Source organism: Pseudomonas sp. MWU12-2037, assembly GCF_023242345.1.
GTDB lineage: Bacteria > Pseudomonadota > Gammaproteobacteria > Pseudomonadales > Pseudomonadaceae > Aquipseudomonas > Aquipseudomonas gingeri_D.
The window spans coordinates 251071-277282 of record NZ_JALLIZ010000003.1 but is presented as its reverse complement, the minus strand read 5'-3'; the positions used below and the strand labels follow the sequence as shown (position 1 = coordinate 277282).

19 protein-coding genes are annotated in these 26212 nt (G+C 61.9%); 14 read left to right on the top strand and 5 right to left on the bottom strand.

Translation table 11 applies throughout. From position 1 onward, the window contains the following. Positions 1-52: 52 nt before the first annotated feature. Together thiI and typA are read left to right on the top strand one after the other, a co-directional pair. Complete coding sequence (thiI, locus tag M5B42_RS07055; RefSeq protein ID WP_248745388.1) at positions 53-1507, top strand: tRNA uracil 4-sulfurtransferase ThiI; 1455 nt, start codon at positions 53-55, stop codon at positions 1505-1507. A gap of 139 nt (positions 1508-1646) precedes the next feature. After that, positions 1647-3467 carry a translational GTPase TypA gene (gene typA, locus M5B42_RS07050; protein WP_177103177.1) on the top strand — a complete coding sequence of 607 codons (1821 nt, stop codon included), beginning with the start codon at positions 1647-1649 and terminating at the stop codon, positions 3465-3467. Between the two features lie 75 nt (positions 3468-3542). Here typA and M5B42_RS07045 read toward each other — a convergent pair whose 3' ends face one another. From M5B42_RS07045 to M5B42_RS07035, 3 genes are all read right to left on the bottom strand, one after another. Beyond that, positions 3543-4871 (bottom strand): type II toxin-antitoxin system HipA family toxin, encoded by a 1329-nt coding sequence (locus M5B42_RS07045; protein ID WP_248745387.1) that lies wholly within the window; start codon positions 4869-4871, stop codon positions 3543-3545. Then, positions 4868-5122 carry a helix-turn-helix transcriptional regulator gene (locus M5B42_RS07040; protein ID WP_152737790.1) on the bottom strand — a complete coding sequence of 85 codons (255 nt, stop codon included), beginning with the start codon at positions 5120-5122 and terminating at the stop codon, positions 4868-4870. Before M5B42_RS07040 ends, M5B42_RS07045 begins: the two co-directional genes overlap by 4 nt. Positions 5123-5263: 141 nt before the next feature. After that, a complete protein-coding gene (locus tag M5B42_RS07035; RefSeq protein ID WP_177103175.1) occupies positions 5264-5698 on the bottom strand; it encodes a YkgJ family cysteine cluster protein in 435 nt (144 codons plus the stop codon). 265 nt (positions 5699-5963) lie between these two features. Between M5B42_RS07035 and M5B42_RS07030 the strand changes: the two genes are divergently transcribed. The 5 genes from M5B42_RS07030 to M5B42_RS07010 all read left to right on the top strand — a co-directional run bounded on the left by M5B42_RS07030 (position 5964) and on the right by M5B42_RS07010 (position 15293). Further along, positions 5964-8414, top strand: a complete 2451-nt coding sequence (locus M5B42_RS07030) for a glycogen/starch/alpha-glucan phosphorylase (protein ID WP_248745386.1) — start codon at positions 5964-5966, stop codon at positions 8412-8414. 96 nt (positions 8415-8510) lie between these two features. Further along, positions 8511-12152, top strand: a complete 3642-nt coding sequence (locus tag M5B42_RS07025; RefSeq protein ID WP_248745385.1) for a DUF2339 domain-containing protein — start codon at positions 8511-8513, stop codon at positions 12150-12152. Beyond that, positions 12149-13513, top strand: coding sequence for a DUF3999 domain-containing protein (locus tag M5B42_RS07020; protein WP_248745384.1), 1365 nt, complete (start codon positions 12149-12151; stop codon positions 13511-13513). Before M5B42_RS07025 ends, M5B42_RS07020 begins: the two co-directional genes overlap by 4 nt. A 162-nt stretch (positions 13514-13675) precedes the next feature. Next, positions 13676-14686 carry a class 1 fructose-bisphosphatase gene (locus tag M5B42_RS07015; protein ID WP_152737785.1) on the top strand — a complete coding sequence of 337 codons (1011 nt, stop codon included), beginning with the start codon at positions 13676-13678 and terminating at the stop codon, positions 14684-14686. Between the two features lie 4 nt (positions 14687-14690). Continuing rightward, positions 14691-15293, top strand: coding sequence for a DUF924 family protein (locus M5B42_RS07010; protein ID WP_248745383.1), 603 nt, complete (start codon positions 14691-14693; stop codon positions 15291-15293). 139 nt (positions 15294-15432) lie between these two features. On the opposite strand, the gene M5B42_RS07005 is transcribed toward M5B42_RS07010, so the two are convergent. Beyond that, positions 15433-17325 carry a methyl-accepting chemotaxis protein gene (locus tag M5B42_RS07005; protein WP_248745382.1) on the bottom strand — a complete coding sequence of 631 codons (1893 nt, stop codon included), beginning with the start codon at positions 17323-17325 and terminating at the stop codon, positions 15433-15435. 398 nt (positions 17326-17723) lie between these two features. Here M5B42_RS07005 and M5B42_RS07000 point away from each other — a divergent pair, with 398 nt between their 5' ends. Both M5B42_RS07000 and M5B42_RS06995 read left to right on the top strand, forming a co-directional pair. After that, positions 17724-17978: a hypothetical protein gene (locus tag M5B42_RS07000; protein WP_103495495.1), complete on the top strand. Its 255-nt coding sequence runs from the start codon at positions 17724-17726 to the stop codon at positions 17976-17978. A gap of 30 nt (positions 17979-18008) precedes the next feature. Continuing rightward, positions 18009-18566: a lipocalin family protein gene (locus M5B42_RS06995; RefSeq protein ID WP_103495494.1), complete on the top strand. Its 558-nt coding sequence runs from the start codon at positions 18009-18011 to the stop codon at positions 18564-18566. A gap of 37 nt (positions 18567-18603) precedes the next feature. Here M5B42_RS06995 and M5B42_RS06990 read toward each other — a convergent pair whose 3' ends face one another. Continuing rightward, positions 18604-19968: a formimidoylglutamate deiminase gene (locus M5B42_RS06990; RefSeq protein WP_248745381.1), complete on the bottom strand. Its 1365-nt coding sequence runs from the start codon at positions 19966-19968 to the stop codon at positions 18604-18606. A gap of 144 nt (positions 19969-20112) precedes the next feature. Between M5B42_RS06990 and hutC the strand changes: the two genes are divergently transcribed. The 5 genes from hutC (at position 20113) to M5B42_RS06965 (ending at position 26180) form a co-directional block, all read left to right on the top strand. Next, on the top strand, positions 20113-20823 hold the full coding sequence (hutC, locus tag M5B42_RS06985; RefSeq protein ID WP_152737845.1) for a histidine utilization repressor: 711 nt from the start codon (positions 20113-20115) through the stop codon (positions 20821-20823). Continuing rightward, a complete protein-coding gene (locus tag M5B42_RS06980) occupies positions 20820-21398 on the top strand; it encodes a HutD family protein (protein ID WP_177103160.1) in 579 nt (192 codons plus the stop codon). Before hutC ends, M5B42_RS06980 begins: the two co-directional genes overlap by 4 nt. Before the next feature lie 404 nt (positions 21399-21802). After that, positions 21803-23503, top strand: coding sequence for a urocanate hydratase (gene hutU / locus M5B42_RS06975; protein WP_248745380.1), 1701 nt, complete (start codon positions 21803-21805; stop codon positions 23501-23503). A 122-nt stretch (positions 23504-23625) separates the two neighbouring features. Beyond that, positions 23626-25095 carry a cytosine permease gene (locus M5B42_RS06970; RefSeq protein ID WP_103495489.1) on the top strand — a complete coding sequence of 490 codons (1470 nt, stop codon included), beginning with the start codon at positions 23626-23628 and terminating at the stop codon, positions 25093-25095. 116 nt (positions 25096-25211) lie between these two features. Continuing rightward, positions 25212-26180 (top strand): ABC transporter substrate-binding protein, encoded by a 969-nt coding sequence (locus tag M5B42_RS06965; RefSeq protein ID WP_248745379.1) that lies wholly within the window; start codon positions 25212-25214, stop codon positions 26178-26180. Positions 26181-26212: the final 32 nt, after the last annotated feature.

The window sequence follows — 26212 nt, the reverse complement described above, 5'->3', positions numbered from 1 at the left end:
CCGCTATAATCCGCGCCCCCCTTTTTCGGCCGGCCCTTCGCGCGCTGTTTTCATGAAACTTATCGTAAAAGTCTTCCCCGAAATCACCATTAAAAGCCGCCCTGTCCGGATGAAATTCATCCGCCAGCTGGCCAAGAACATCCGTACCGTGCTCCGTGACCTGGACCCGAACGTGGTGGTGAACGGCGTGTGGGACAATCTCGAGCTGGAAACCGCGCTGAGCGAGCCCAAGGCCCTGCAGGAACTGACCGAGCGCCTGTGCTGCATGCCGGGCATCGCGCATTTCCTGCAGGTCGACGAATACCCGCTGGGTGACTTCGACGAGATCACCGCCCAGTGCAAACAGCACTTCGGCGAGGCCCTGCCCGGGAAGATTTTTTCGGTGCGTTGCAAGCGCGCCGGCAAGCACAGTTTCAGCTCCATGGATGTGGAGAAATACGTCGGCAGCCAGTTGCGCCGACAGTGCAATGCCGCCGGGATTTCCCTCAAAGAGCCGGAAATCGAAGTGCGGATGGAAATTCGCGACCAACGGTTGTTTGTTATCCATAGTCAGCACAATGGCCTGGGAGGCTACCCGCTGGGTTCCATCGAGCAGACCCTGGTGCTGATGTCCGGCGGTTTCGACTCCACCGTGGCCGCCTATCAGATGATGCGCCGCGGCCTGATGAGCCATTTCTGCTTCTTCAATCTCGGTGGCCGCGCCCACGAGCTGGGGGTGATGGAAGTCGCTCACTTCCTCTGGAAGAAGTACGGCAGCTCCCAGCGGGTGCTGTTTGTCAGCGTGCCGTTCGAGGAAGTGCTGGGAGAAATTCTCGGCAAAGTCGATAACAGTCATATGGGCGTAGTATTGAAGCGTATGATGTTGCGCGCTGCTACCGTCATGGCCGATCGCCTGGAGATCGGCGCGCTGGTGACCGGCGAGGCGATCTCCCAGGTATCCAGCCAGACGCTGCCGAACCTGTCGGTGATCGACTGTGTGACCGAGAAGCTGGTGATTCGCCCGCTGATCGCCAGCCACAAGCAGGACATCATCGACCTGGCGACCGAGATCGGCACGGCGGATTTCGCCAAGCACATGCCGGAATATTGCGGGGTCATTTCGGTGAACCCCAAGACCCACGCCAAGCGCAATCGCGTGGAGTACGAAGAACAACAGTTCGACATGGCGATTCTCGAGCGGGCGCTCGAGCGGGCCAAACTGGTGCCGATCGATCGGGTGATCGACGAATTGGGCCAGGATTTGCAGATTGAAGAAGTCAGCGAGGCGCTGGCCGGTCATATCGTGATCGACATCCGTCACCCGGATGCTCAGGAAGATGACCCGCTGGTGATCGCTGGCATCGAGGTACAAGCGATGCCGTTTTATGCTTTGAACGCTCGTTTCAAGGAACTGGACCCTACTCGCCAGTACCTGTTGTATTGCGACAAAGGCGTGATGAGTCGCCTGCATGCCCACCATTTGCTCAGTGAGGGGCATGCCAATGTGCGCGTTTATCGACCGAGCTAAGAGCCCGGGGCTGTTTGCCTGTGGCCTGCGTCACCGGCCCCCCGACTCTGCCGTCAAGCTGTAACGGCTAGGCCTGACTCTACTGTTAATCGCTGCCACGACCTGTCAGCACACCGAATCCTCTGATCGAGATACACAAGTGATCGAAAATCTACGCAACATCGCCATCATTGCTCACGTTGACCATGGTAAGACCACCCTGGTAGACAAACTCTTGCGTCAATCCGGCACCCTGGAGCGCAACGAGCTCAACGACGAGCGCGTGATGGACTCCAACGACCAGGAGAAAGAGCGCGGTATTACCATTCTGGCGAAAAACACCGCCATCAACTGGAACGGCTACCACATCAACATCGTGGACACCCCGGGCCACGCCGACTTCGGCGGCGAAGTTGAACGCGTAATGTCGATGGTCGACTCCGTTCTGCTGCTGGTTGACGCTCAAGACGGCCCTATGCCGCAAACCCGTTTCGTGACCAAGAAGGCGTTCGAAGCCGGCCTGCGTCCAATCGTGGTGATCAACAAGGTCGACCGTCCAGGCGCGCGTCCGGACTGGGTTCTGGACCAGATCTTCGACCTGTTCGACAACCTTGGCGCCACCGAAGAACAGCTGGACTTCCAAGTCGTCTACGCCTCGGCCCTGAACGGTATCGCCGGTCTGGACCACAACGAGATGGCCGAAGACATGACCCCGCTGTACCAGGCGGTCGTCGATCACGTGCCAGCTCCGAAAGTCGACCGTGACGGTCCGTTCCAGATGCAGATCTCCGCACTGGACTACAACAGCTTCCTGGGTGTGATCGGTGTTGGCCGTATCGCTCGTGGTCGCGTCAAGCCGAACACCCCGGTCGTGGCCATCGACGCTGACGGCAAGCGCCGCAACGGTCGTATCCTGAAGCTGATGGGTCACCACGGCCTGCACCGCATCGACGTTGAAGAAGCTTCCGCCGGCGACATCGTCTGCATCAGCGGCTTCGACCAGCTGTTCATCTCCGACACCCTGTGCGACCCACTGAACGTCGAAGCGATGAAACCGCTGACCGTTGACGAGCCGACCGTATCCATGACCTTCCAGGTCAACGATTCGCCGTTCTGCGGTAAAGAAGGCAAGTTCGTCACCAGCCGTAACATCAAGGAACGTCTGGACAAAGAGCTGCTGTACAACGTGGCGCTGCGCGTTGAAGAAGGCGACTCGGCTGACAAGTTCAAGGTTTCCGGCCGTGGTGAGCTGCACCTCTCGGTACTGATCGAAACCATGCGTCGCGAAGGCTTCGAAATGGGCGTGGGCCGTCCGGAAGTGATCATCCGTCAGGTTGACGGCGTGAAGCACGAACCGTACGAAAACGTCACCATCGACCTGCCGGAAGAGTCGCAAGGCGCGATCATGGAGCAAATGGGTCTGCGTAAAGGCGACCTGACCAACATGGTTCCGGATGGCAAGGGCCGTGTGCGCCTTGAGTACAACATCCCGGCGCGTGGCCTGATCGGTTTCCGTAACGAGTTCCTGACCCTGACCTCCGGTGGCGGCATCCTGACCTCGATCTTCGATCGTTACGACGTGATGAAGTCCGGCGACATGTCCGGCCGTCAGAACGGCGTACTGGTTTCGGTTGAAACCGGCAAGGCCCTGACCTACTCGCTGGAAACCCTGCAGGCTCGTGGCAAGCTGTTCGTTGAACACGGCCAGGAAATCTACGGTGGCCAGATCGTTGGTCTGAACAGCCGTGACAACGACCTGGGCGTCAACCCTACCAAGGGTAAGAAGCTCGACAACATGCGTGCTTCGGGTAAAGACGAAACCATCGCCCTGGTTCCACCTGTTCGCTTCACCCTGGAACAGGCCCTGGAATTCATCCAGGACGACGAGCTGTGCGAAGTGACGCCGAAGTCCATCCGTCTTCGCAAGAAGATCCTGGACGAAAGCGAGCGTACCCGCGCCGCCAAGAAAGCCAAGGCTTGATCGTTTAGCCCCGGCTGAATAAAAAACGCCCCCGACCGCAAGGTCGGGGGCGTTTTTGTTTGTGCGAGAAAGTCTTCAGCGCTTGCCGAGTAATTCGGATCGACCGATGACCTCTTTTGGGGTTGAGCGTTTAGCGGGGGCCGAGAGACCTGCGAAGGCTTCTCCGGCAGTCCAGTCGCTGACACTGAAGACTTTCTTGTCATGCAGTCCCATGACGCCTTCATTCCAGGCCAGCAGCATTCGCTTCCCTATCTCGGCGAACTGCGGGTGGCTGGACATGGCCTCGCGGACAGCGCTGGCGGTGTCCGAAATGGCATCACTGATCTGTTCGACCATCAGGCCCTGCTGGCGAGCGGGGATTCCCAATGAAGTGGCGATGAACTTCTGCAGGTTCTTCCCGGGGGCCCAGGTCTTTTTCCCCGCAAAGCTGATGGCCGGTGGATTGCGCTCATATCCGGCATAGACGCTTGTCGTCAGCCAGTCGTAGGCCGGGGCTAGGTGGACATCTTCGCGTGTTGTATAGCGCAGGGCGAGGTTCTTGGCGTGGCAGTCGGCATTGCGCAGGGCGTAGGTGAGCAAGAGGCTTGCCGCCAATTGCTGGAATGTCTCGAGACGTGCAGGGCCCGGCACGTGATCCCTGACAGCCTTGGCGATCCGCTCCCAGGTGGTGTCGTATTTTGCCGCCGGTCGTAATCCCAGCAGGCAACAGAAATCCTCCATGCCCCAATAGGGATGGCCGTTTTCATCGACATCAAAGCGGTGAACGACCAATGCTTTCCCATCGAGAGAAATTTCGGTTTTTGCCGTGGGAATGACTTTGGCGGCGACCTGCATGCACAGATGTTCATTCATTGCCGCGTAAGGCAACTGGCTGGATGAGCCCTTTATAAGGTGGCGCCGAGTCAGCAGGGTGCCTTTCTTGTGCGGTCCCAGTTCAGACTTCTCGACCTCGCTGTCGAGGAACTTGGGGACAACGCCGGAAACACCACTGGTTGCATGCTGGCGGACCAGTTCGGCAAAGGCCTCTTCAGAGTTGTCACCTTGCAGCAGTTGGCTGACTTCGATGGGCTGTGCCGGCTCATTCAGTGTCGCCCCGGGGGCTGCCACTTGCAGGCGCCCGACCATGTTTCGGCCAATGACGGAGAGCAGGGCTGTCGGATTGGCGCCGATATGCGGGCCGAACTGTTCTTGCAGCACTTGCAGCAAATAGCCTTCCGGCAGGTTCATCTGAAAGATCGGATGAAGCGGGTCTTCCCACAGATAGGACTCTGTGCGCACAGGCATGGTCAGGGAGACAAAGTCGTGTTTCGCGACGTCAGTGTGGTAGCTGAGAACGCTTTTGAAGTCGCCGATTTGTTCGAGCGTGGCGACTTCACGGCCCAGCACATGGACGGAAAGTTTCATGATCCCCCGCGCTCCTTGCGCAGCTCGTCCAGGGAGCCGGCACTGCCTTCCTCGATAAATTGCAGTTCCATGCCGAGTACCGCCAGCAGTGCCAGCAGCTTGCGTGAGCCAAACTCGGTGGTACGCCCTCTTTCCAGGCGGGAAAGGGTTTCTTGGGAGATGCCGGATTGTTCGGCGACGGTACCTTGCTTCAGGCCAAGGGCTTGTCTGCGTTGAGCGAGGGCTTCGCCGAGTTCTTGCAAGGTTTGCATTTTGAGATATTCATCAAATTTGATTAGGTAATGCCTAATATTTGACGTAAAAATCAAAAAAATCAAGAGCGGGTACTGTGGAAGCCAACTTGTTATGGGGGCTTCTACAGGGTGTCGAGGGTTCCTGTGAGAGGGCTCTGATCAGAAATTGTACAGCATCTTGTCCGGCACCGGGCGTTCCGGGGTCTTGGGCTTGTAGGCGCAGTAACCCGGGCGTGGCCCGATTTTTGGATGGTTACGGCAGGTGTCCGGACGTTTTTCGTAGATGGTGCACAGCCGTGACTTGCGATCCAGGTACAGGCAATCGTTGTTGCTCATGCGCTGCAAGGTGAAGATCTCGGACTTCTGGTTGTAGCGCTCGACGATCCCCTCCTTCTGCAGGCGCTTGGCGATGTTCTTCGGCGGGTCGCCACGCTCGAATTCGTCGACGATGCCGATGCGGATCAGGTCCTTGATCTTCACTTCCACCGGCAAGGTGCAGCAACTGGACATGCAGCCCCCGCACATATGGCTGGCGTATTTCTGCCAGGTTTCGAGGCGGTCGAGTTCCGCGGCGGCGATCAGGGTAGGTTTCATCCGGCTGTTGTCCAGGGTGTATCAGGGCGCGCGATGATACCGGGGCTGGTGGATTTGTGAACAACCTTTTGACGGTTTTTCGTACAAACGCGCCGTTGCAGGGAGATTTCCACATGAGTGCATGCTTTTGGGGCAATCCCGGCTCGTCGGGTTTTCCCGAGGCGATCTGCAAAAAACGCCGAACCTGCAGCGCCACCCTGTGTCGAACCGTCTAGGCTCAGAAAACTCGTCTTTCAAATCGTCCATCTCGCTAGAGGTTGTACCGATGTCTCAGGAACCGCTTGTCCGTGAAGCCGAGGTCGCTGCCTTTCGCGACGCTGTCCTCGCCAAACTTACATACGCGGTGGGCAAGGACCCGGACCACGCGTTTGATCATGACTGGTTTGAAGCCATTGCCCTGGCCGCCCGCGACCATATGGTCGAGCACTGGATGGACCACACGCGGCATATCTATCGCAAGGGCCAGAAACGGGTGTATTACCTGTCCCTGGAATTCCTGATCGGGCGGCTGCTGTACGACAGCCTGAGCAACCTCGGCCTCCTGGAGATCGTTCGTGAAGCGATGGTGGAGCTCGGGGTGGACCTGGAGCGCATTCGCCTGCTGGAGCCCGATGCGGCCCTCGGCAACGGTGGCCTGGGGCGCCTGGCGGCCTGCTTTATGGAAAGCATGTCGACCCTCGGCATCGCCGGCCACGGTTATGGCATTCGCTACGAGCACGGTCTGTTCCGCCAGGCCATCGTCGACGGCTGGCAGCAGGAGCAGACCGAGAACTGGCTGGACTTCGGCAACCCCTGGGAGTTCGAGCGCGCCGAAGTGATCTATCCCGTGGGCTTCGGCGGCCAGGTGCAAACCATCACCGACGAAAATGGCGCGACCCGCCAGGTCTGGACGGCATCGGAAACCGTGCGCGCGGTGGCTTATGACACGCCGGTGGTGGGTTGGCGCGGCGCCAGTGTGAACACCCTGCGGCTGTGGCGGGCGCGGGCGACCGAAGAGCTGCACCTGGAACGTTTCAACGCCGGCGACCACCTCGGCGCGGTAGCCGAAGTGGCCCGGGCCGAGAGCATTTCCCGGGTCCTGTACCCGGCCGACAGCACCGAGGCCGGCCAGGAGCTGCGGCTGCGCCAGGAGTACTTCTTTGTCTCCGCTTCCTTGCAGGACCTGCTGCGCCGGCACAAGAACATGCACGACTCGGTGCTCAGTCTCGGCGAGCACGCGGCGATCCAGCTCAATGACACGCACCCCTCGATTGCCGTGGCCGAATTGATGCGCCAACTGGTCGACCTGCACGATATCGCCTGGGATGCGGCCTGGCAGGTCACCGTGGAAACTCTTTCCTACACCAACCACACCTTGCTCCCCGAAGCCCTGGAAACCTGGCCGGTGGGCCTGATGGAGCGCATGCTGCCGCGGCATATGCAGATCATCTACCTGATCAACGCCCAGCACATCGATTCGCTGCGGGCCCAGGGCATCCACGATTTCGACGTGCTGCGCGCGGTGTCGCTGATCGAGGAGGACAACGGCCGGCGGGTGCGCATGGGCAACCTGGCGTTCCTCGGCTCCCACAGCGTCAACGGCGTTTCCGGCTTGCACACGCAACTGATGCGCAGCACGGTGTTCTCCGAACTGCACAAGCTCTATCCGGAGCGGATCAACAACAAGACCAACGGCATCACCTTCCGCCGCTGGCTCTACCAGGCCAACCCGAAGCTCACGGCGATGATGGTCGACGCCGTGGGGCCGGAGCTGCTCGACAATCCTGAGCAGTTGCTGCTGGGCCTGGAGCCTTTTGCCGAGAAGGCCGGTTTTCGCAAACAGTTCGCCGAACAGCGCCTGCACAGCAAGCGCGCCCTGGCGGCCTTGATCCATGAGCGCCTGGGGATCGCGATCAACCCGGCGGCGATGTTCGACGTGCAGGTCAAGCGCATCCACGAGTACAAGCGCCAGTTGCTCAACCTGCTGCACACCGTGGCGTTGTACCAGGCGATCCGCGCCGAGCCGGAAACCGACTGGGTGCCACGGGTGAAGATCTTTGCCGGCAAGGCGGCGGCCAGTTATCACCAGGCCAAGCTGATCATCAAGCTGACCAACGATATCGCCCGTACGGTGAACAACGACCCGACCGTGCGCGGTCTGCTCAAGGTGGTATTCCTGCCCAACTACAACGTCAGCCTGGCGGAAAGCATCATTCCGGCGGCGGACCTGTCGGAGCAGATTTCCACCGCCGGCTTCGAGGCCTCGGGCACCAGCAACATGAAGTTCGGCCTCAACGGCGCGCTGACCATCGGCACCATGGACGGGGCCAACGTCGAGATGTGCGAGCGAATTGGCGAAGAGCACATGTTCATCTTCGGCCTCAGTGCCCAGCAGGTGGAGTCGCGCAAACAGAGCGGCGAGTTCAGCGCGGCGGCGGATGTGGCCGCCTCCCATCGGCTCAACGATGTGCTGCAAGCCATTCGTGGCGGGGTGTTTTCACCGGATGATCCGTCCCGTTATGTCGGGCTGGTGGATTCGCTGATCGACTACGACCGCTTCCTGGTCTGCGCCGATTTCGACTCCTACTGGAGCGCCCAGGCCCGGGTCGAAGCCCATTGGCACGACTCCAAGGAATGGTGGCGTTCTGCTGTACTTAACAGTGCGCGAATGGGCTGGTTTTCCTCGGACCGGACCATTCGTGAATACGCCACGGAAATCTGGAAAGCACTGGATTAACTTTTTGCGGCAAGTTGTGCGGCCGGCCCCACTTTCCGGGGGCCGGATCGATATACTACGCGGCATCTTTTCGGACGCCGCATAGGGATATCGTGCATGCAATGGATTCTGATGCTGGTGGGCCTGGCACTGGGCTGGCTGGTGGACTCGGTGTTCACCGACGCCCTGATCGGTGCCTTGTTGGGCCTGGGCATCGGCCAGAGTTTCCGGCTGATGAGCCTGGGCCGGCGAGCCGCCGAGCAGGTGGTCGAACTGGAACAGGCGCGAAAAGCCCTGGCGACCATCGAACTGCGCGTACGCCAACTCGAAATCACCTCGGGCAGGGCGCCCGAACCGTCAGTTGCCCCGCAGGTCACTGAAACGACGCCCGAAGTTGCCGGGCACGTGCCGCAAGTTGTTGCCGAACAAGCTCCAGCGGAACAGCCCCACGCACCCATTCCTGAAGCCCTGCGCGCCACTCCCGAGCTGGTCTGGGAGCTGCCGGACGAACTCCAGCAACCCCGGCATGCAGCCCCGCAACCCGAAAGCCTGCACCCCGAGGTCAATGCCTGGGCGCCGGAACCGGTCATGGCCGAATCCCGCGAGCCACAAGCGCCGCGTGCCCCACGCGAACCCAATCTGATCGAACGTGCCCTGGCCGGCGCGCGCAACTGGCTGTTCGGCGGCAACACGGTGTTGCGCGTCGGTGTGCTCCTGCTGTTTCTCGGCCTGGCCTTCCTGCTGCGCTATGCCACCGAAGGCATGGTGGTGCCGATCGAGGCGCGTTATGCCGGGGTCGCCGCCTGCGCCATCGGCCTGCTCGGACTCGGTTGGTGGCTGCGCCTGCGCAACAGCAACTACGCGTTGATGCTGCAAGGCACCGGGATCGCGGTGCTGTACCTGACGGTGTTTGCGGCGATGCGCCTGCATCCGCTGCTTGATCCCTCGGCCGCCCTTGGCCTGCTGGTGGCGGTCACGGTGTTTTCGGCGATTCTCGCTATCACCCAGGATGCCCTCGGCCTGGCTGCCGCCGCGGCCCTGGGTGGCTTCGCCGCGCCGATCCTGACCTCCACCGGCAGCGGCATCCATGTGGCGCTGTTCAGCTATTTCGCCTTGCTCAACGCCGGCATCCTGGCGATTGCCTGGTTCAAGACCTGGCGCTTGCTCAACCTGATCGGCTTTGTCGGCACCTTCGGCATCGGCTTCGCCTGGGGCCTGCGTTCGTATAAACCGGAATTGCTCTGGAGCACTGAACCCTTCCTGGTGCTGTTCTTCCTGATGTACCTGGCGATCGGCCTGCTGTTCACCCGGCGTAAATTACGCGAGATGGCCGTCGGTCCCGAGGACGACAGCCGTGAAGCCTTGCTGCGCTGGTCGGCCCGCCAGGGCGACTATGTCGATGGCGCCATGCTGTTCGGTCCGCCGCTGGTGGGCTTCGGCCTGCAATTCGCGGTGGTCCGGCACCTGGAGTTCGCCGCGGCCTTCAGTGCCCTGGGCCTGGGCATTATCTATATGGGCCTGGCGCGGATACTCGCCGGCGGGCGCGCCTTGCTGCTGGGGGAAACCTGCCTGGCCCTGGGCGTGATCTTCGCCAGCCTGGCGATCCCGCTGGGCCTGGATGCCCGTTGGACATCGGCGGCCTGGGCGGTGGAGGGTGCCGGGATCTTCTGGCTCGGCCTGCGCCAGCAACGGCCGTTCGCCCGGGCGTTTGCCCTGTTGCTGCAGATCGGTTCGGCGCTGGCGTTTCTCGGCAAGCTGCAGCTCGGTGAAACCGGTCTGCTGGATGGCGCGCCGCTGGGCGCCTTGCTGCTGGGCGGGTCCTTGCTGTTCAGCTTCCAGCAAGTGCGCAAGGCGCTGCCTGAACAGCTCTCGTCCTGGGAGCGCAGCCTGGCGCCGGTGCTGGCCTGCAGCGGCCTGACTTTCCTCTATCTGCTGGCGCCGTTGTTCTTCTTCACCCAGGGCACGGCCATCAGCTGGGCGCTGGCCGGGTTGGCGACCTTGTTTATCGGCCTGCGCCTGCAATCGCGGAGTTTCCTGTTCTGCGCCTTTGCCGTGCAACTGCTCGGCGGCGCGCTGTTCCTGCTGCGCCTGCAAGGTGCCCAGGGCGATTCGACGGCGGTCTTCAACGCCGGCTGGAGCGGTTTGATGAGCGCTTCGCTGATCGGTCTGTCACTGATCGCCGGGATGCTGCTGGCGGCCCGGGACGAGATGGTGCGCAACGATGTGCGTCTGCTCCGTGGCTTGTCGGTGGTGTTGCTGGCAGGTCTGGTGCTGATCAACCTCGCCGTGCTGTTCGTTCTGCCGTGGGAAACCGCCAGTGGGGTCTGGGCCGCCAGCGGTTTGTTGATCATCTGGCTGAGCTTGTATTTGCAGCAGCGGGTGAGTTTTGTCTTCGGCCTGCTGTTGCAGGTGATCGGCGGCGCGGCATTCCTGATGGCCGAGCCGGAACTGTTCCGCGCGTTGTCCGCCGAAGGCTTGCGACCATTGGCCCACAGCGGTTTCTGGACGCCGATGGTGCTGAGCCTGGCCGCCATGATCGGCGCCTGGCGTTTGCAACGGGGTACCCAGGCCGCGGCTTTCGATGCCCTGAGCCTGGGCGGTCTGTCCAATGTCCTGCTGGTGTGGGGCGCGTTGTGGTGGGGGCTGGCCTGGGTCAGCGAAATCCTGCGCTTTGTCCCGACGCATCTGCAGCCTCAGGCGTTGCTGGGGTTGGCGGCGCTCAGCGTGGTGCTCTGGACGCTGCTGGCGTCGCGCTTGAACTGGCCGACCCTGGGCCGCCTCTGCACCTTGCTGACACCGGTGGCGGTGCTGGTGCTCTTCGGCGCCTGGTACCCGGCTTATCACCCGGCGGCCGATTACGGCTGGCTGGCCTGGGCGGCGGTGTTTGTCGTGCATCTGCTGTCGTTGCGCCGCCTGGCGTCGATCCTGCCCGCCAAGGCCCTGAGTTATGCCCATGTGCTGGGTTGCTGGCTGATCCTTGGCGTGCTGGCGCTGGAGCTGCGCTTTGGCCTGATGAGCCTGTCGGAGCATTACAACGCCTGGCGCTGGTTGGGCTGGGCGATCCTGCCGAGCCTCTATCTGGTGCTGATGGCCGCGCCACGCCAATGGCCATGGCCGGTGGCGGCTTACCCGCGCGAATATCGCCTCTACGCCGCGCTGCCCCTGGCCGTGCTGATGCTGGCCTGGTTCTGGCTGGCGAACACCTTCAGCGACGGCCAGGCCGAGCCGCTGCCTTATGTGCCACTGCTCAACCCCTTGGATCTGGGCCTGATGTTCGCCCTGCTGGGGATCTACCTCTGGTCCCAAAGCGCCGTGGCGCAATGGGCGTTGCGCCGCGACTATGCGCAACTGGTCACCCAGGCCGTGGCCGGACTTTCATTGTTCGCCTTTGTCAGCGCGCTGGTGATGCGCACCGCGCACCATTGGGGCGGGGTGCCGTTCAATCTGGATGACCTGCTGGCGTCGATGCAGGTGCAGGCCGGCTTGTCGATTGCCTGGACCCTGATTGCCCTGGGCCTGATGATCGGCGGACATCTGCGCCATCGTCGCGAGGTCTGGCTGGTGGGCGCGGCGCTGATCGCCGTGGTGGTCGCCAAGCTGTTCTTCGTCGAGTTGAGCAACCGTGGTGGGTTGGCGCGGATCGTTTCGTTTATCGGCGTGGGTGTGCTGTTGCTGGTGGTCGGTTACTTTGCACCGCTGCCGCCCAAGCGTCCGGAGCCAACGCCTGTGACCGAAGAAACTGAAGGAGTGTCGTCTTGATTCACAAACTGAGCCCGTGCTGGCTGGGCATCCTGGGGTTGTGTGCGGCGCTGTCGGCGTTCGCCCAGGAAAAACCGAGCGACTACAGCACCCAGGTGCCCCTGACCCTGAGTGGTGAGGGGCCCTGGTATCGCCTGGAACTGCCGTTGACGCTGCAACTGAGCGCACGCCAGTCCGATCTCAGCGATGTACGGGTGTTCAATGGCGCCGGTGAGCCCCAGGCCTATGCCCTGGCGCGGGAGCAGGCACAGGCGACGCAGAGCAACAGCCTGACGGATGTGAAGTGGTTCCCGTTGTACAACTCGGCGGATGCGCCCGAGGTCACTCCGAGCGTGCGGGTCCAGTCGTCGGCCAACGGTACCCTGGTCGAGGTGAGTCCTTCGGGTAAGTTGCAAACGGGTGAAAAAGTGCTGCGCGGCTGGCTGCTGGATGCCAGCGCGATCAAGACGCCATTGCAGCAGCTTGTTCTGGATTGGAGCAGCGAGCGCGACGGCTTCCAGCATTTCAGCATCGAGGCCAGCGACGACCTGCAACACTGGCAGGCCTGGGGCGACGGGCAGGTGGCGCGCTTGTCGTTTGCCGACGAGCGGGTGGAACAGCATGAAGTCGCCTTGCCGGGGTTGTCGGCGCGTTACTTGCGCTTGCTGTGGCAGTCGCCGCAGGCGGCGCCGATGCTCAGTTTGGCGCAGTTGGCCAGTTCCACCACCAGCAGCCTGCCGTTGCCGCTGGTGTGGTCGCAGCCGTTGGCCGGCAGCAGCGCCAAGGCCGGGGAATACACCTGGCAATTGCCCCTCGGCCTGCCCCTTGAGCAGGTGCGGGTTGAGCTGGCGCAGGCCAACAGCCTGGCGCCGGTAAACCTGTACGGGCGCCAGGATGGCAATGCGCCCTGGCAGACGCTGAGCAGCGGTTTGCTCTATCGCCTGACCCAGAACGGCCAGGATGTGGTCCAGGACCAGTTGCAGTTGCCCGGCCGTGCGGTTGCGCAATTGAAGCTGGTGGTCGACGAGCGCGGCGGTGGTTTGGGTGCCCAGGCACCGACCTTGCGTTTCGCGGTGCGCAGCACGCAGCTGGTGTTCCTGGCCCGTGGCGAGCCGCCGTTTTCCCTGGCCCTGGGCAATCCGACGGTCAAGGCGGCGAACCTGTCGCTATCGACCTTGATCCCCGATTACAGCCCGCAGCGTCTGGCCGGATTGGGCAAGGCCACGGCGACCGGTGCGGCCGTGACCACGGTGCAGCCGCCAGCGGTGCCGGTTGCGGTGGGCACCGATTGGAAGAAGATCGGTTTGTGGGCGGTGCTGTTGCTGGGGGTGGCGGCCTTGGCCGGGATGGCCTTCAGCCTGTTGCGCAAGCCTCAGGTCTAGACGCCTGGCAATGACCGGGGGCAGGGGATTTCCCGCTCTTTTGGACTACGCTCAACCCGGTTCATGAACTCTCCCTGTCGGAACTCGGTCTGACAGGAGGCAATACATGTCGACTCGCGTTAAACTGCGCGGGTTTTCAGCCCCCCATCTCCGGAGCCATCCATGTCCCGCGTTACCCTGAGTCGCTATTTGATTGAGCAGACCCGCAGCAATAACACGCCTGCCGATCTGCGTTTCCTGATCGAAGTGGTCGCGCGTGCGTGCAAGGAAATCAGCCATGCCGTCTCCAAAGGCGCGCTGGGTGGGGTTCTGGGCAGCATGGGCACAGAAAACGTGCAGGGTGAAGTACAGAAGAAACTCGACGTGCTTTCCAACGAAATCCTCCTCGAAGCCAACGAATGGGGCGGTCACCTGGCCGGCATGGCGTCCGAAGAAATGGACAATGCCTACCAGATCCCCGGCAAATACCCGAAAGGCGCCTACCTGCTGGTATTCGACCCGCTGGACGGTTCGTCGAACATCGATATCAACGCCCCGGTCGGGACCATCTTCTCGGTGCTGCGTTGCCCGAACGAGTATCTGAGCCAGAACGAAGCCCTGAACGAAAAGGCCTTTCTGCAGCCAGGTACCGAGCAGGTCGCCGCCGGTTATGCCATCTATGGCCCACAGACCATGCTGGTGCTGACCCTGGGCGATGGCGTGAAAGGCTTTACCCTTGACCGTGAAATGGGCAGCTTCGTGCTGACCCATGAAGACATCACGATCCCGGCCTCTACCCAGGAGTTCGCGATCAACATGTCCAACCAGCGTCACTGGGAAGCGCCGGTCCAACGTTACGTCGGCGAACTGCTGGCCGGCGAAGAAGGCCCGCTGAAAAAGAACTACAACATGCGCTGGGTCGCCGCGATGGTGGCGGACGTGCACCGCATCCTGACCCGTGGCGGTCTGTTCATGTACCCGCGCGACAGCCGCGAGCCGTCCAAGCCGGGCAAGCTGCGCCTGATGTACGAAGCCAACCCGATGTCGTTCCTGGTGGAGCAGGCGGGCGGTGCGTCCACCGACGGTCACCAGCGTATTCTCGACATCAAGCCGGACGGCCTGCACCAGCGCGTTGCGGTGTTCCTCGGCTCCAAGGAAGAAGTGGCACGGATCACCGGCTACCACAAGGACTGAACCCATGTCCGCGCCCTGGCAGCCCTTGCTTGAGTGGTGGTTCGGTTCAGCCGGGACGACCGCCGGGCAGGTGGCCGACAAGGGCCGGTTGTGGTTCGGCAAGCGCGACAGCCAGGACCTTGAAGCGCGCGAGCGTTTCGGGGTCCAGGTCGAGCAGGCACTGGCTGGCGATTTGGTTGAGTGGACGCAATGTCCCGAAGGCTGGCTGGCGCTGGTGCTGTTGCTCGATCAACTGCCGCGGATGATCTTCCGTGACACCCCCAAGGCTTTCTCCGGTGATGCCCGCGCCCAGGCGCTGGTGGCGCAAGGGCTGGCTGCGGATTTTGATCGGCGGTTGTCGGCGATAGAGCGGGTGTTTGTCTATCTGGTGTTCGAGCATTGCGAACACCTGGCGGTGCAGAACGAGGCAGTGTCGCGTTTTGCGGCGTTGTTGGCGGAGCAGGTGGAGGTGGATCGGGAGATATTTGCCGATTATCTGGACTATGCCGAGCGGCATCGTGACGTTATTGCCCGGTTTGGGCGTTTTCCCCATCGCAATGCCATTCTTGGGCGTGAGTCCACGGCTGAGGAAGTGGTGTTTTTGCGGGAACCGGGTTCACGGTTCTAGATCGGCTGTGTGGCGGATGGCCCTTTCGCGGGCAAGCCCTGCTCCTACAGTATGGCGTCGATCACAGATTTTGTGCGCGACACAAACCTGTAGGAGCAGGGCTTGCCCGCGAAGAGGCCCAAAGCCCCCCCCGCAGATCTCAGATCCGGAAACTTCCCACCAACTGCTTCAACCGCGCCGCCTGCTGTTCCAGGTCCGCACACGCGCGCAAGGTCGATTGCAGGTTTTCCACGCCTTCCTGGTTCAGCGTGTTGATCTCGGTAATATCGACGTTGATCGACTCCACCACCGCCGTCTGTTCCTCGGTCGCGGTCGCCACCGACTGGTTCATGCCGTCGATCTCGCCGATCCGCTGGGTCACGCTGCCCAGCCGCTCGCCCGCCTGGTTGGCGATGCCGACGCTGCTTTCGCTCTGACGCTGGCTGTCGGTCATGATGCTCACCGCTTCCCGGGCGCCGACCTGCAACTCCTCGATCATCTTCTGCACTTGCTGCGCCGAATCCTGGGTGCGGTGCGCCAGGTTGCGCACCTCATCGGCCACCACCGCAAACCCACGCCCGGCCTCACCGGCCCGTGCCGCCTCGATGGCCGCGTTGAGCGCCAGCAGGTTGGTCTGCTGGGAAATACCGGTGATCACTTCGAGGATCTGCCCGATATTCACCGTGTTGCTGTTCAGGGTCTCGATATTGCCGCATGAATCGCTGATCTTGGCCGACAGTTGCTGCATCGCGCCGATGGTTTTTTCCACCACCTGCTGGCCGTCTTCCGCCAGGCTGCGGGCTTCGCTGGAATGCTGCGAGGCGAGGGCGGCGTTCTGCGCGATCTCCTGGGCCGCGGCGCCGAGTTCGTTGATTGCCGCCGCCACGCTGCTGGTACGGCTGGCCTGCTGGTCGGAATTGATCATCGACGAATTGGAGGCGCTGACCACCCGCAAGGCCACTTCGTTGACCTGGCCGGTGGCCGAAGCCACTTCGCGGATCGAGGTGTGGATACGTTCGACGAAGCGGTTGAAGGACATGCCCAGGGTGCCGAACTCATCGTGGCCGTGGATGACCAGGCGTTTGGTCAGGTCGCCTTCACCTTCGGCGATGTCGTGCATGGCGCGACCCATCAGGTGCAACGGCTGCATCAACACGTGGATCAGCATGCTCAGCAGGGCGATGATAATGATCACGGCGATCACCGTGGCGATGATCGCCGAGGTGCGGAACTCGCTGAGCATGGAGAATGCGGTTTCCTGGTCGAGCACCAGGGCGACGTACCAGTCCACCGAGGACACGCCGCTGACATGGGTGAAGGAGATGAACTGTTGCTTGCCGTCGACCTCGACTTCCTTGAGCCCGGCACTGATTTTCGGTGCGCCGCTGGGGTAGGCGTCAGAGAGGTTTTTCAGGATCAGCTTGCTGTCCGGGTGAATCAGGATCTTGCCGTCGGCGCTGACGATGAACGCGTGCCCGTGACCACCGAAGTTCAACGAGTTGATAATGGCGCTGATGCTGCCCAGGTCTATATCGGCGCCGGCCACGCCGATGAATTGGCCCTGATGCTGTACCGGGGTGGCCAGGGTGATCACCAGCTTGCCGGAGGAGGCGGCGATGTAGGGTTCGGTGACGATGGTCTGTTGGGCGGCGGTGGCCGCCTTGTACCAGCCGCGTGAGCGTGGGTCATAGTCGGCGGGGCGGTTGCCCACCGGAACCGAGGTCATTACGCCCTCTGCGCTGCCGAAATAGCTGAGCTGGAAGTTGCTGCCGTAGGCGGGCAGGCCGATGGCGTGTTTCAGGCTGTCGGCGGAGCTGCCGTCCGCGGCGATCTGCTGGGACAGCGATTGCAGAAGCTGAATGCGACTTTCCAGCCAGGTCTGGATATTGCTGGTGGTCAGGCTGCCCAAGGCCTGCATCGAGTCCTCGGTGCTGTGGCGCAGGGCCTCGCGTTGGCGGTAGTCGTTGAACAGGATGAAGCAGGCGAACGCCACCGCGACCACCAGGGCCGCCGCCAACAGAATCTTATGGCTGAACTTGAAATTTTTGGTCATGAAATGGTCTGTCCACAGGGGGGCTGGTCACCGGGGGGCGTCAATTTGCCACAGGTCTGCACCTGTGGGGCAATTTCTCTTGATCAACGTCGGCGTCGGAAGTCCTTGTCCTGCTTTTCCATTGCTCGCCATATTGGGGCGTTGCGCCGTGAACATCGGCGTGCGGGCCTTTCATACAGGCAAAATGGTATTACCTGAATATGTCGACACCATTGCCCCGAATATTAATTTTCGAACGACAAAACCGACGAAATACCTTTTTCGCTGAAAAAGCGCCTGAAAATTCTTGAAGGAAGTTGCTGTAAGAAAAGCACCCGTGCTCGGGAACCAGATGGCCCTTTTCTCTTCTAAGCTTGCGGTAGGCAGCCGTGCCCACCTTTGAGCCCCAGGAGTTCCCCATGTCGTTGCGCTCTCTCGCCCTTTTGTCGTTCTGCGTGCTGTTGGTCGCGTGCAGCAAGGTCAATCAGGAAAACTACTCGAAAATCTCCGCGGGCATGGCCAAGGCCGATGTCGAGAAATTGCTCGGCTCGCCTTCGGATTGTTCCGGCGCACTGGGCATGTCCAGTTGCACCTGGGGTAACAAGAACAGCTTTATCAGCGTGCAGTACGCCGGTGACAAAGTCCTGATGTTTTCCGGGCAAGGCCTGAAGTAAACCGGGGCGATCGCCCACGGGAGAAGAACAATGTTGCGTTTAGTGGTCACTCTTTTGGCTGGCTTGTTGCTGGCTGGTTGCGCTACGTCCGGCGACGATTTGGCGCCCAAGACCGCAGGTCACGTGGACCTGAACCGTTACCAGGGTACCTGGTACGAGTTGGCACGGATGCCGATGTATTTCCAGCGCAATTGCGCGCAGTCGGAGGCCCGCTACAGTCTGATGGCGGACGGCAAGGTCGCGGTGTTCAACCGTTGCCTGACCGAGCAGTGGACCTGGGAGGAAGCCAAGGGCACGGCGACGCCGCAGGTCCCGGGGCAGACCGACAAGCTGTGGGTGAAGTTCGATAACTGGTTCACGTCGCTGTTGCCGGGCGTGGCCAAGGCCGACTACTGGATTCTGTATGTCAGCGACGACTACAAGACGGCGCTGGTCGGCAATCCGAATCGTCGTTACCTGTGGTTGTTGTCGCGTACCACCAAGGTCAGCGCGGAGACCCGCGAGGACCTGCTGAGCCGCGCGCGCCAGCAGGGTTACGACACCACCCGGCTGATCTGGCGCACGCCGGATTCGAAGATGCCCAACTGAGTCGGGGGCGTATGCGCCCCCTTCAGGAACCGTGGGTTCAGTTCAGCAGATCACGCAGCACCTGGGTGAACGCCCGGGCGCTTTCTTCTTCGCCCGCATGCCGACCACCGCGCACTGCCCACTGGCCGTTGACCATCACGTCGCGCACCTGGCGGTCGCCGCCGGCGAACAACCAGCGGTTGAGAATGCCGTCGTCCCGGGCCGTGGCCAGGTACGGGTCGTTGCCGTCGAGTACCAGCCAGTCGGCGCGCTTGCCGACTTCCAGCCGACCGATCCCTTGCCCCAGGGCCTGGGCACCGCCGTCCAGTGCCGCGTCATATAGCGTGCGTCCGACCATCGGCTGGTCGGCGCGGTACAGGCGGTTACGCCGCTGGTCGCGCAGGCGCTGGCCATATTCCAGCCAACGCAGCTCTTCCACCACGCTCAATGACACATGGCTGTCGGAACCGATACCCATCCGCCCGCCCTGGGCGAGGAAGTTCACCGCCGGGAAAATCCCGTCGCCGAGGTTGGCCTCGGTGGTCAGGCACAGGCCGGCAATCGCCCGGCTCTTCGCCATGCGCGTGACTTCCTCGGTGTCGGCGTGGGTCGCGTGCACCAGGCACCAGCGCTCATCCACCTCGACATTGTCATACAGCCATTGCAGCGGACGCTTGCCGCTCCAGCTCAGGCAGTCGTCGACTTCCTTCTGCTGCTCGGCGATATGGATATGCACCGGGCAGTGCTTGTCGCTGGCGGCCAGCACTTCATTGATCTGCCCGGGCGTCACTGCCCGCAGCGAGTGGAAACACAACCCGAGGGCCTGGGCCGGCTGTCTGGCGAGAAACGGCTGCAAACGTGCCTGCAACTTCAGGTAATTCTCGGTGCTGTTGATAAAGCGGCGCTGCCCTTCGTTGGGTGCCTGGCCGCCGAAGCCGGAGTGGCTGTAGAGCACCGGCAGCAGGGTCAGGCCGATGCCGGCGTCGCTGGCCGCGTGGCTGATGCGCAAGGCCAGTTCGGCCGGATCGGCGTAGGGCTGGCCGTTGGTGTCGTGGTGCACATAGTGGAACTCGGCCACCGAGGTGTAGCCGGCCTTGAGCATCTCGATATATAACTGGCGGGCGATGATGCCCATTTGTTCCGGGCTGATCTTGCCCACCAGCCGATACATCAGGTCGCGCCAGGTCCAGAAGCTGTCGTTGGGATTGCCGGCGACTTCCGCCAGGCCGCCCATGGCGCGCTGGAAAGCGTGGGAATGCAGGTTCGGCATGCCCGGCAGCAGCGGGCCGCCCAGCCGTTCGGCACCTTCTGCATGGGAATCGGCCTGGACCTGGGTCAGTACGCCCGCGGCGTTGACCTCCAGGCGTACATTGTTGGCCCATCCACTAGGCAGCAGCGCGCGTTCGGCAAAGAAAGCGGACATGGTTCAGCACCCCATCGTGTGTTATTTGTATATACATATACAGACGTTTGCGTGCCCGGTAAACTCCGGCAAGCTAGCCATCTTTGAATCAAACAAGGATTTCCCGTGCCGACTCCGCCTGCCAACCACCCGCTGGCTGCCCATATGGGCGACAGTCCGGCGCCGCTATACGCCCGCGTCAAACAGATGATCAGCCAGCAGATCGACAGCGGAAACTGGCCGCCGCATTACCGCGTGCCGTCCGAAAGCGAGCTGGTGGAACAACTGGGCTACAGCCGCATGACCATCAACCGGGCCCTGCGCGAGATGACCGCCGAAGGCCTGCTGGTGCGCATGCAGGGTGTCGGTACGTTTGTCGCCGAGCCCAAGAGCCAGTCGGCGCTGTTCGAAGTGCATAACATTGCCGATGAGATCGCTTCGCGCGGCCATCGGCACACCTGCAAGATCATCACTCTTGGGGAAGAGGCCGCCGGTTCCGAGCGCGCCGTGGCCCTGGATATGCGTGAAGGGCAGAAGGTCTTCCACTCGCTGATCGTGCATTTCGAGAACGATATCCCGGTGCAGATCGAGGATCGTTTCGTCAATGCGCTGGTGGCGCCAGACTACCTCAAGCAGGATTTCACCCTGCAGACCCCCTACGCCTATCTGTCCCAGGTCGCGCCGCTGACCGAGGGCGAGCACGTGGTCGAAGCCATCCTCGCCGAGGCCGAGGAGTGCAAGCTGTTGCAGATCGAGCCGGGCGAGCCGTGCCTGCTGATTCGCCGCCGGACCTGGTCCGGTCGTCAGCCGGTGACCGCCGCCCGTCTGATCCACCCCGGTTCCCGTCATCGTCTGGAAGGACGCTTTAGCAAATGAGCCAGTTGAAAGTCTTGCGCGCGGCGGATTACCCGCGCATGCCGTGGAAAAACGGCGGCGGCAGCACCGAGGAAATCACCCGGGACGCGGGCGAAGGCCTGGACGGCTTCGGCTGGCGCCTGTCGATTGCCGATATCGGCGAGTCGGGCGGGTTTTCCACCTTTGCCGGTTATGAGCGGATCATTACCGTATTGCAAGGCGCGGGCATGACCTTGCAGGTCGATGGCCAGCGTACGCGCGCCTTGTTGCCGCTGGATCCGTTTGCCTTCAGCGGCGCGAGCCAGGTGAGCTGCACCCTGATCGACGGGGCGATCCGCGACTTCAACCTGATCTATGCGCCGGATCGCTACCGTGCGCGCCTGCAATGGCTCGATGCCGCGCAGCCGAAGCGCTTTTTCAGTTCGGCGGCGGTGTTGCTGATTTTCAGCGTCAGCGAGCAATTGCATGTCGGCCTGGGTAACAGCGGCTATGAAGTGCTGGGGCGGCATGACTGCCTGCAACTGGACGGTAACGACGGGCTGCTGGAAGTGGCCGTGACCGGGCGTTGCTGTGTGATCGAGCTGACGCCCGCCTGACAGACTGCTCCCAATTTGTGGTGAGTGGGCGAGCCCACTCACCACATGGCGTTATCGTTTCCACCCTGCCCCATTTTGTTACCGAACGCCCCAGCATGGCGCAAAACCCTGCCTCGGTAACAGCTTCCTGCCTGCCGCCTGTCATCCTCCTGCAATTTCATTTCCCGCTCAAAGTCCTGTCCCACAAGGCCTGCGGGGCATCCTGAAAAATTCTTCTGCTCGCGATTTGCAAGTTGGCCGCCTGATTGCATATGCTTGTATGTACAAGTAAAGATGTGTGCGTATGAGTCATCAGGGAGATCGACGCACCGCCCCCTAATTTCTGCTTGTGCCGGGGACCTTCCCCCACAGGCTTGCTCGCCCGTTGCCTGGGCTGGTTTGGACGATCGCAGAGGAGTTATTTCGTGACTGAGAATACCCAGAAACCTACCGCCACTTTTACCAAGCGCCGTGACGTCGAAATCCGTGCCGCCCGTGGCAACAAGCTGACCGCGAAAAGCTGGCTGACCGAAGCGCCACTGCGGATGCTGATGAACAACCTCGACCCCGAAGTGGCCGAGAACCCCAAGGAACTGGTGGTCTACGGCGGTATCGGCCGGGCCGCGCGGAACTGGGAGTGCTACGACAAGATCGTCGAGAGCCTGACCAACTTGAATGAAGACGAGACCCTGCTGGTGCAATCCGGCAAGCCGGTCGGTGTCTTCAAGACCCACAGCAACGCCCCGCGCGTACTGATCGCCAACTCCAACCTGGTGCCACACTGGGCGAATTGGGAGCACTTCAACGAACTCGACGCCAAGGGCCTGGCCATGTACGGCCAGATGACCGCCGGCAGCTGGATCTACATTGGCAGCCAGGGCATCGTCCAGGGCACCTACGAAACCTTCGTCGAAGCTGGTCGCCAGCACTATGACAACAACCTGAAAGGTCGTTGGGTCCTGACCGCGGGCCTCGGCGGCATGGGCGGCGCACAGCCTCTGGCGGCAACCCTGGCCGGCGCCTGCTCGCTGAACATCGAGTGCCAGCAGGTCAGCATCGATTTCCGCCTGAACAGCCGTTATGTCGATGAACAAGCCACCGACCTCGACGACGCCCTGGCGCGTATCGCCAAGTACACCAAGGAAGGCAAGGCCATTTCCATTGCCCTGCTCGGCAATGCGGCGGAAATCCTGCCGGAGCTGGTCAAGCGTGGCGTGCGTCCGGACATGGTCACCGACCAGACCAGCGCCCACGACCCGCTCAACGGCTACCTGCCGGCCGGCTGGACCTGGGAAGAGTACCGTGCCCGCGCCATCACTGAACCCGCAGTGGTCGTGAAGGCCGCCAAGGCGTCGATGGCCGTGCACGTCAAGGCCATGCTCGACTTCCAGAAACAAGGCATCCCGACCTTCGACTACGGCAACAACATCCGTCAGATGGCCCAGGAAGAAGGCGTGGAAAACGCATTCGACTTCCCGGGTTTCGTCCCGGCTTATATCCGTCCGCTGTTCTGCCGTGGTATCGGTCCGTTCCGTTGGGCTGCACTGTCGGGCGATCCGCAGGACATCTACAAGACCGACGCCAAGGTCAAGGAACTGATCCCGGACGACGCCCACCTGCACAACTGGCTGGACATGGCCCGCGAGCGCATCAGCTTCCAGGGTCTGCCGGCGCGGATCTGCTGGGTCGGCCTGGGCCTGCGCGCCAAGCTCGGCCTGGCGTTCAACGAGATGGTCCGCAGCGGCGAGCTGTCGGCGCCGATTGTGATCGGTCGCGACCACCTGGACTCCGGTTCCGTGGCCAGCCCGAACCGTGAAACCGAATCGATGCAGGACGGTTCCGATGCCGTGTCCGACTGGCCACTGCTCAACGCCTTGCTCAACACCGCCAGCGGCGCGACCTGGGTGTCCCTGCACCACGGCGGCGGCGTCGGCATGGGCTTCTCCCAGCACTCGGGCATGGTGATCGTCTGTGACGGTACCGACGAAGCGGCCGAGCGTATCGCTCGCGTTCTGCACAACGACCCGGCCACCGGCGTTATGCGTCACGCCGATGCCGGTTACCAGATCGCCATCGACTGCGCGAAAGAGCAGGGCCTGAACCTGCCGATGATTACCGGTAAATAAGCGGTTGGAGGAAACCCGATCTGTAGGAACCGGCAAACCGGCTCCTACAGATCGGGTGTTTCACCTGGAGCCTGTTTCACAACGCTGTGCACCTAACTAAAACAATCCACAGAGGTTGAACAATGTCTGCGTCAAATGATCGTGCAAGCAGCAAACCGTTGATCGAAAGGCGTTCGATCGACTACATCCCGGAAGCGGAAAGACACGGTCGTCTACTCAGTCAGTTCACCCTGTGGTTGGGTGCCAACCTGCAAATCACCGCGATTGTCACGGGCGCCTTGGCGGTCGTGCTCGGCGGTGATGTCTACTGGTCGCTGATCGGCCTGCTGATCGGGCAACTGATCGGTGGCGGGGTCATGGCGTTGCACGCCGCGCAAGGTCCGCAACTGGGCCTGCCGCAGATGATTTCCAGCCGTGTGCAGTTCGGTGTCTATGGGGCGGTGATCCCGTTGGTGCTGGTGTGCCTGATGTATATCGGCTTTTCGGCCAGCGGTTCGCTGCTGGCGGGGCAGGCGGTGGCGCAGCTGCTGCATGTGGAAGACTGGGTCGGCATTGTGTTGTTCGCCGCCAGTATCCTGGTCTGCACCATCTTCGGTTACCGGGTGATCCACGGCATCGGCCGGATTGCCAGCGTGCTCGGGGTGGTTGCCTTCGTCTACCTGTTCTACAAACTGTTGGCCGGCAACGATATCTCGGCGCTGCTCGGCAACAAGCATTTCTCCCTGGCGAGTTTCCTGTTGGCGATGTCCTTGTCGGCATCCTGGCAGATCGCGTTCGGGCCTTATGTGGCGGATTACTCGCGTTATCTGCCGCGCAGCACTTCGCCGGTGAAAACCTTCTGGGCCGTGGGCCTGGGTTCGGTGATCGGCGCGCAGGCGTCCATGGTCTTCGGCGTCTTCGCCGCCGCCCTGGCCGGCTCGCAGTTCTCCCACCACGAAGTCTCGTTCATCGTCAGCCTCGGCGGCACTGGCGCGGTCGCGGCGGCGCTGTATTTCGCCGTGGCCTTCGGCAAGGTGACGGTCACCACCCTGAACGCCTATGGCAGCTTCATGTCGATCGCCACCATCATCAGCGGTTTCCGTGGCAACCGGCATATCTCCAGTGGTGTGCGCCTGCTGTACATCTTCATCATGGTCAGCGTGTCCGCGGCCCTGGCGCTGCTGGGCAAGGATTCGTTCCTCAAGGAATTCTCCTCCTTCATCCTGTTCCTGCTGGCGTTCTTCACGCCCTGGAGCGCGATCAACCTGGTGGACTTCTACTGCATCACCAAGGAACGCTACGACATTCCCGCGCTGTCCAACCCAAAGGCGCGCTACGGCGGCTGGAACATCCTGGGCATCAGCATCTATGTGTTCGGCGTGCTGATCCAGATGCCGTTTATCAACACCCAGTTCTACACCGGCTCCCTGGTGGCGGGCCTGGGCGATACTGATATCTCCTGGATCATCGGCCTGGTGGTGCCGGCGGCGTTGTACTACGTCGCGGCGAAGAAGTGGCATGGGGCAATTCCTGATCGTCTGATCCTGCCGGTAGAGTCGGCCGTGGAAGCGCCGGCCCAACCCCGTGGTCGCGTACAACCAGCGTCGAACTGACCGGTTGCAGCCGGGTGTCCACGTGGGTGAGCGTGGACAGGGCCTGCTCGCAGGCCAACCCGGGCCGCTAGTCTCATGAGCGGCGTTAACCCTTTTATGATTTGGAGCGGCACAGTATGAAGATGACCAAGACCCTGCTGACCACGGCGCTGTCCCTGGGCCTGTTGGTCGTGGCCGGCGCAAGCCAGGCCGCCGGCTGGTGCGAATCCGGCAAGCCGGTGAAGTTCGCGGGTCTGAATTGGGAAAGCGGCATGCTCTTGACCGACATGCTGCAATTCGTGCTGGAAAAGGGTTACGACTGCAAGACCGACGCCCTGCCGGGCAACTCCATCACCATGGAAAACGCCCTGAGCAGCAACGATATCCAGGTTTTCGCCGAGGAGTGGGTCGGCCGCAGCGAAGTCTGGAACAAGGCTGAAAAAACCGGCAAGGTCGTCGGGGTCGGCGCCCCGGTGGTGGGTGCCGTCGAAGGTTGGTATGTGCCGCGCTACGTGATCGAGGGCGATGCCAAGCGCAACCTCAAGGCCTTGGCGCCGAACCTCAGGCACATTGCCGACCTGGGCCAATACGCCGCCCTGTTCAAGGACCCGGAAGAGCCGAGCAAAGGCCGTTTCTACAATTGCCCGGCGGGCTGGACCTGTGAGCTGGAAAACAGTGAGATGCTGAAAAGCTACGGTCTGGAAAAGTCCTATACCAACTTTCGCCCTGGCACCGGCCCGGCACTGGACGCCGCCGTGCTGTCGAGCTACAAGCGTGGCGAGCCCATTCTGTTCTACTACTGGTCGCCGACGCCCCTGATGGGCCAGGTCGACCTGGTGAAACTGGAGGAGAAACCCGGTGTCGACAAGCGCGTGAGCATCAAGGTCGGTCTGTCGAAGACCTTCCACGAGCAAGCGCCCGAGCTGGTCGCCGTCCTGGAAAAGGCTAACCTGCCCATCGATCTGCTGAACCAGAACCTCGGTCGCATGACCCGGGAGCGGATCGAATCGCCGAAACTGGCGAAAATCTTCCTCAAGGAACACCCTGAGGTCTGGCAGGCTTGGGTCAGCGCTGACGCTGCCAAGAAAATCAACGCGGCTCTGTAGGTCGACTACCTCCCGGCTAACCGAGAGGCTGG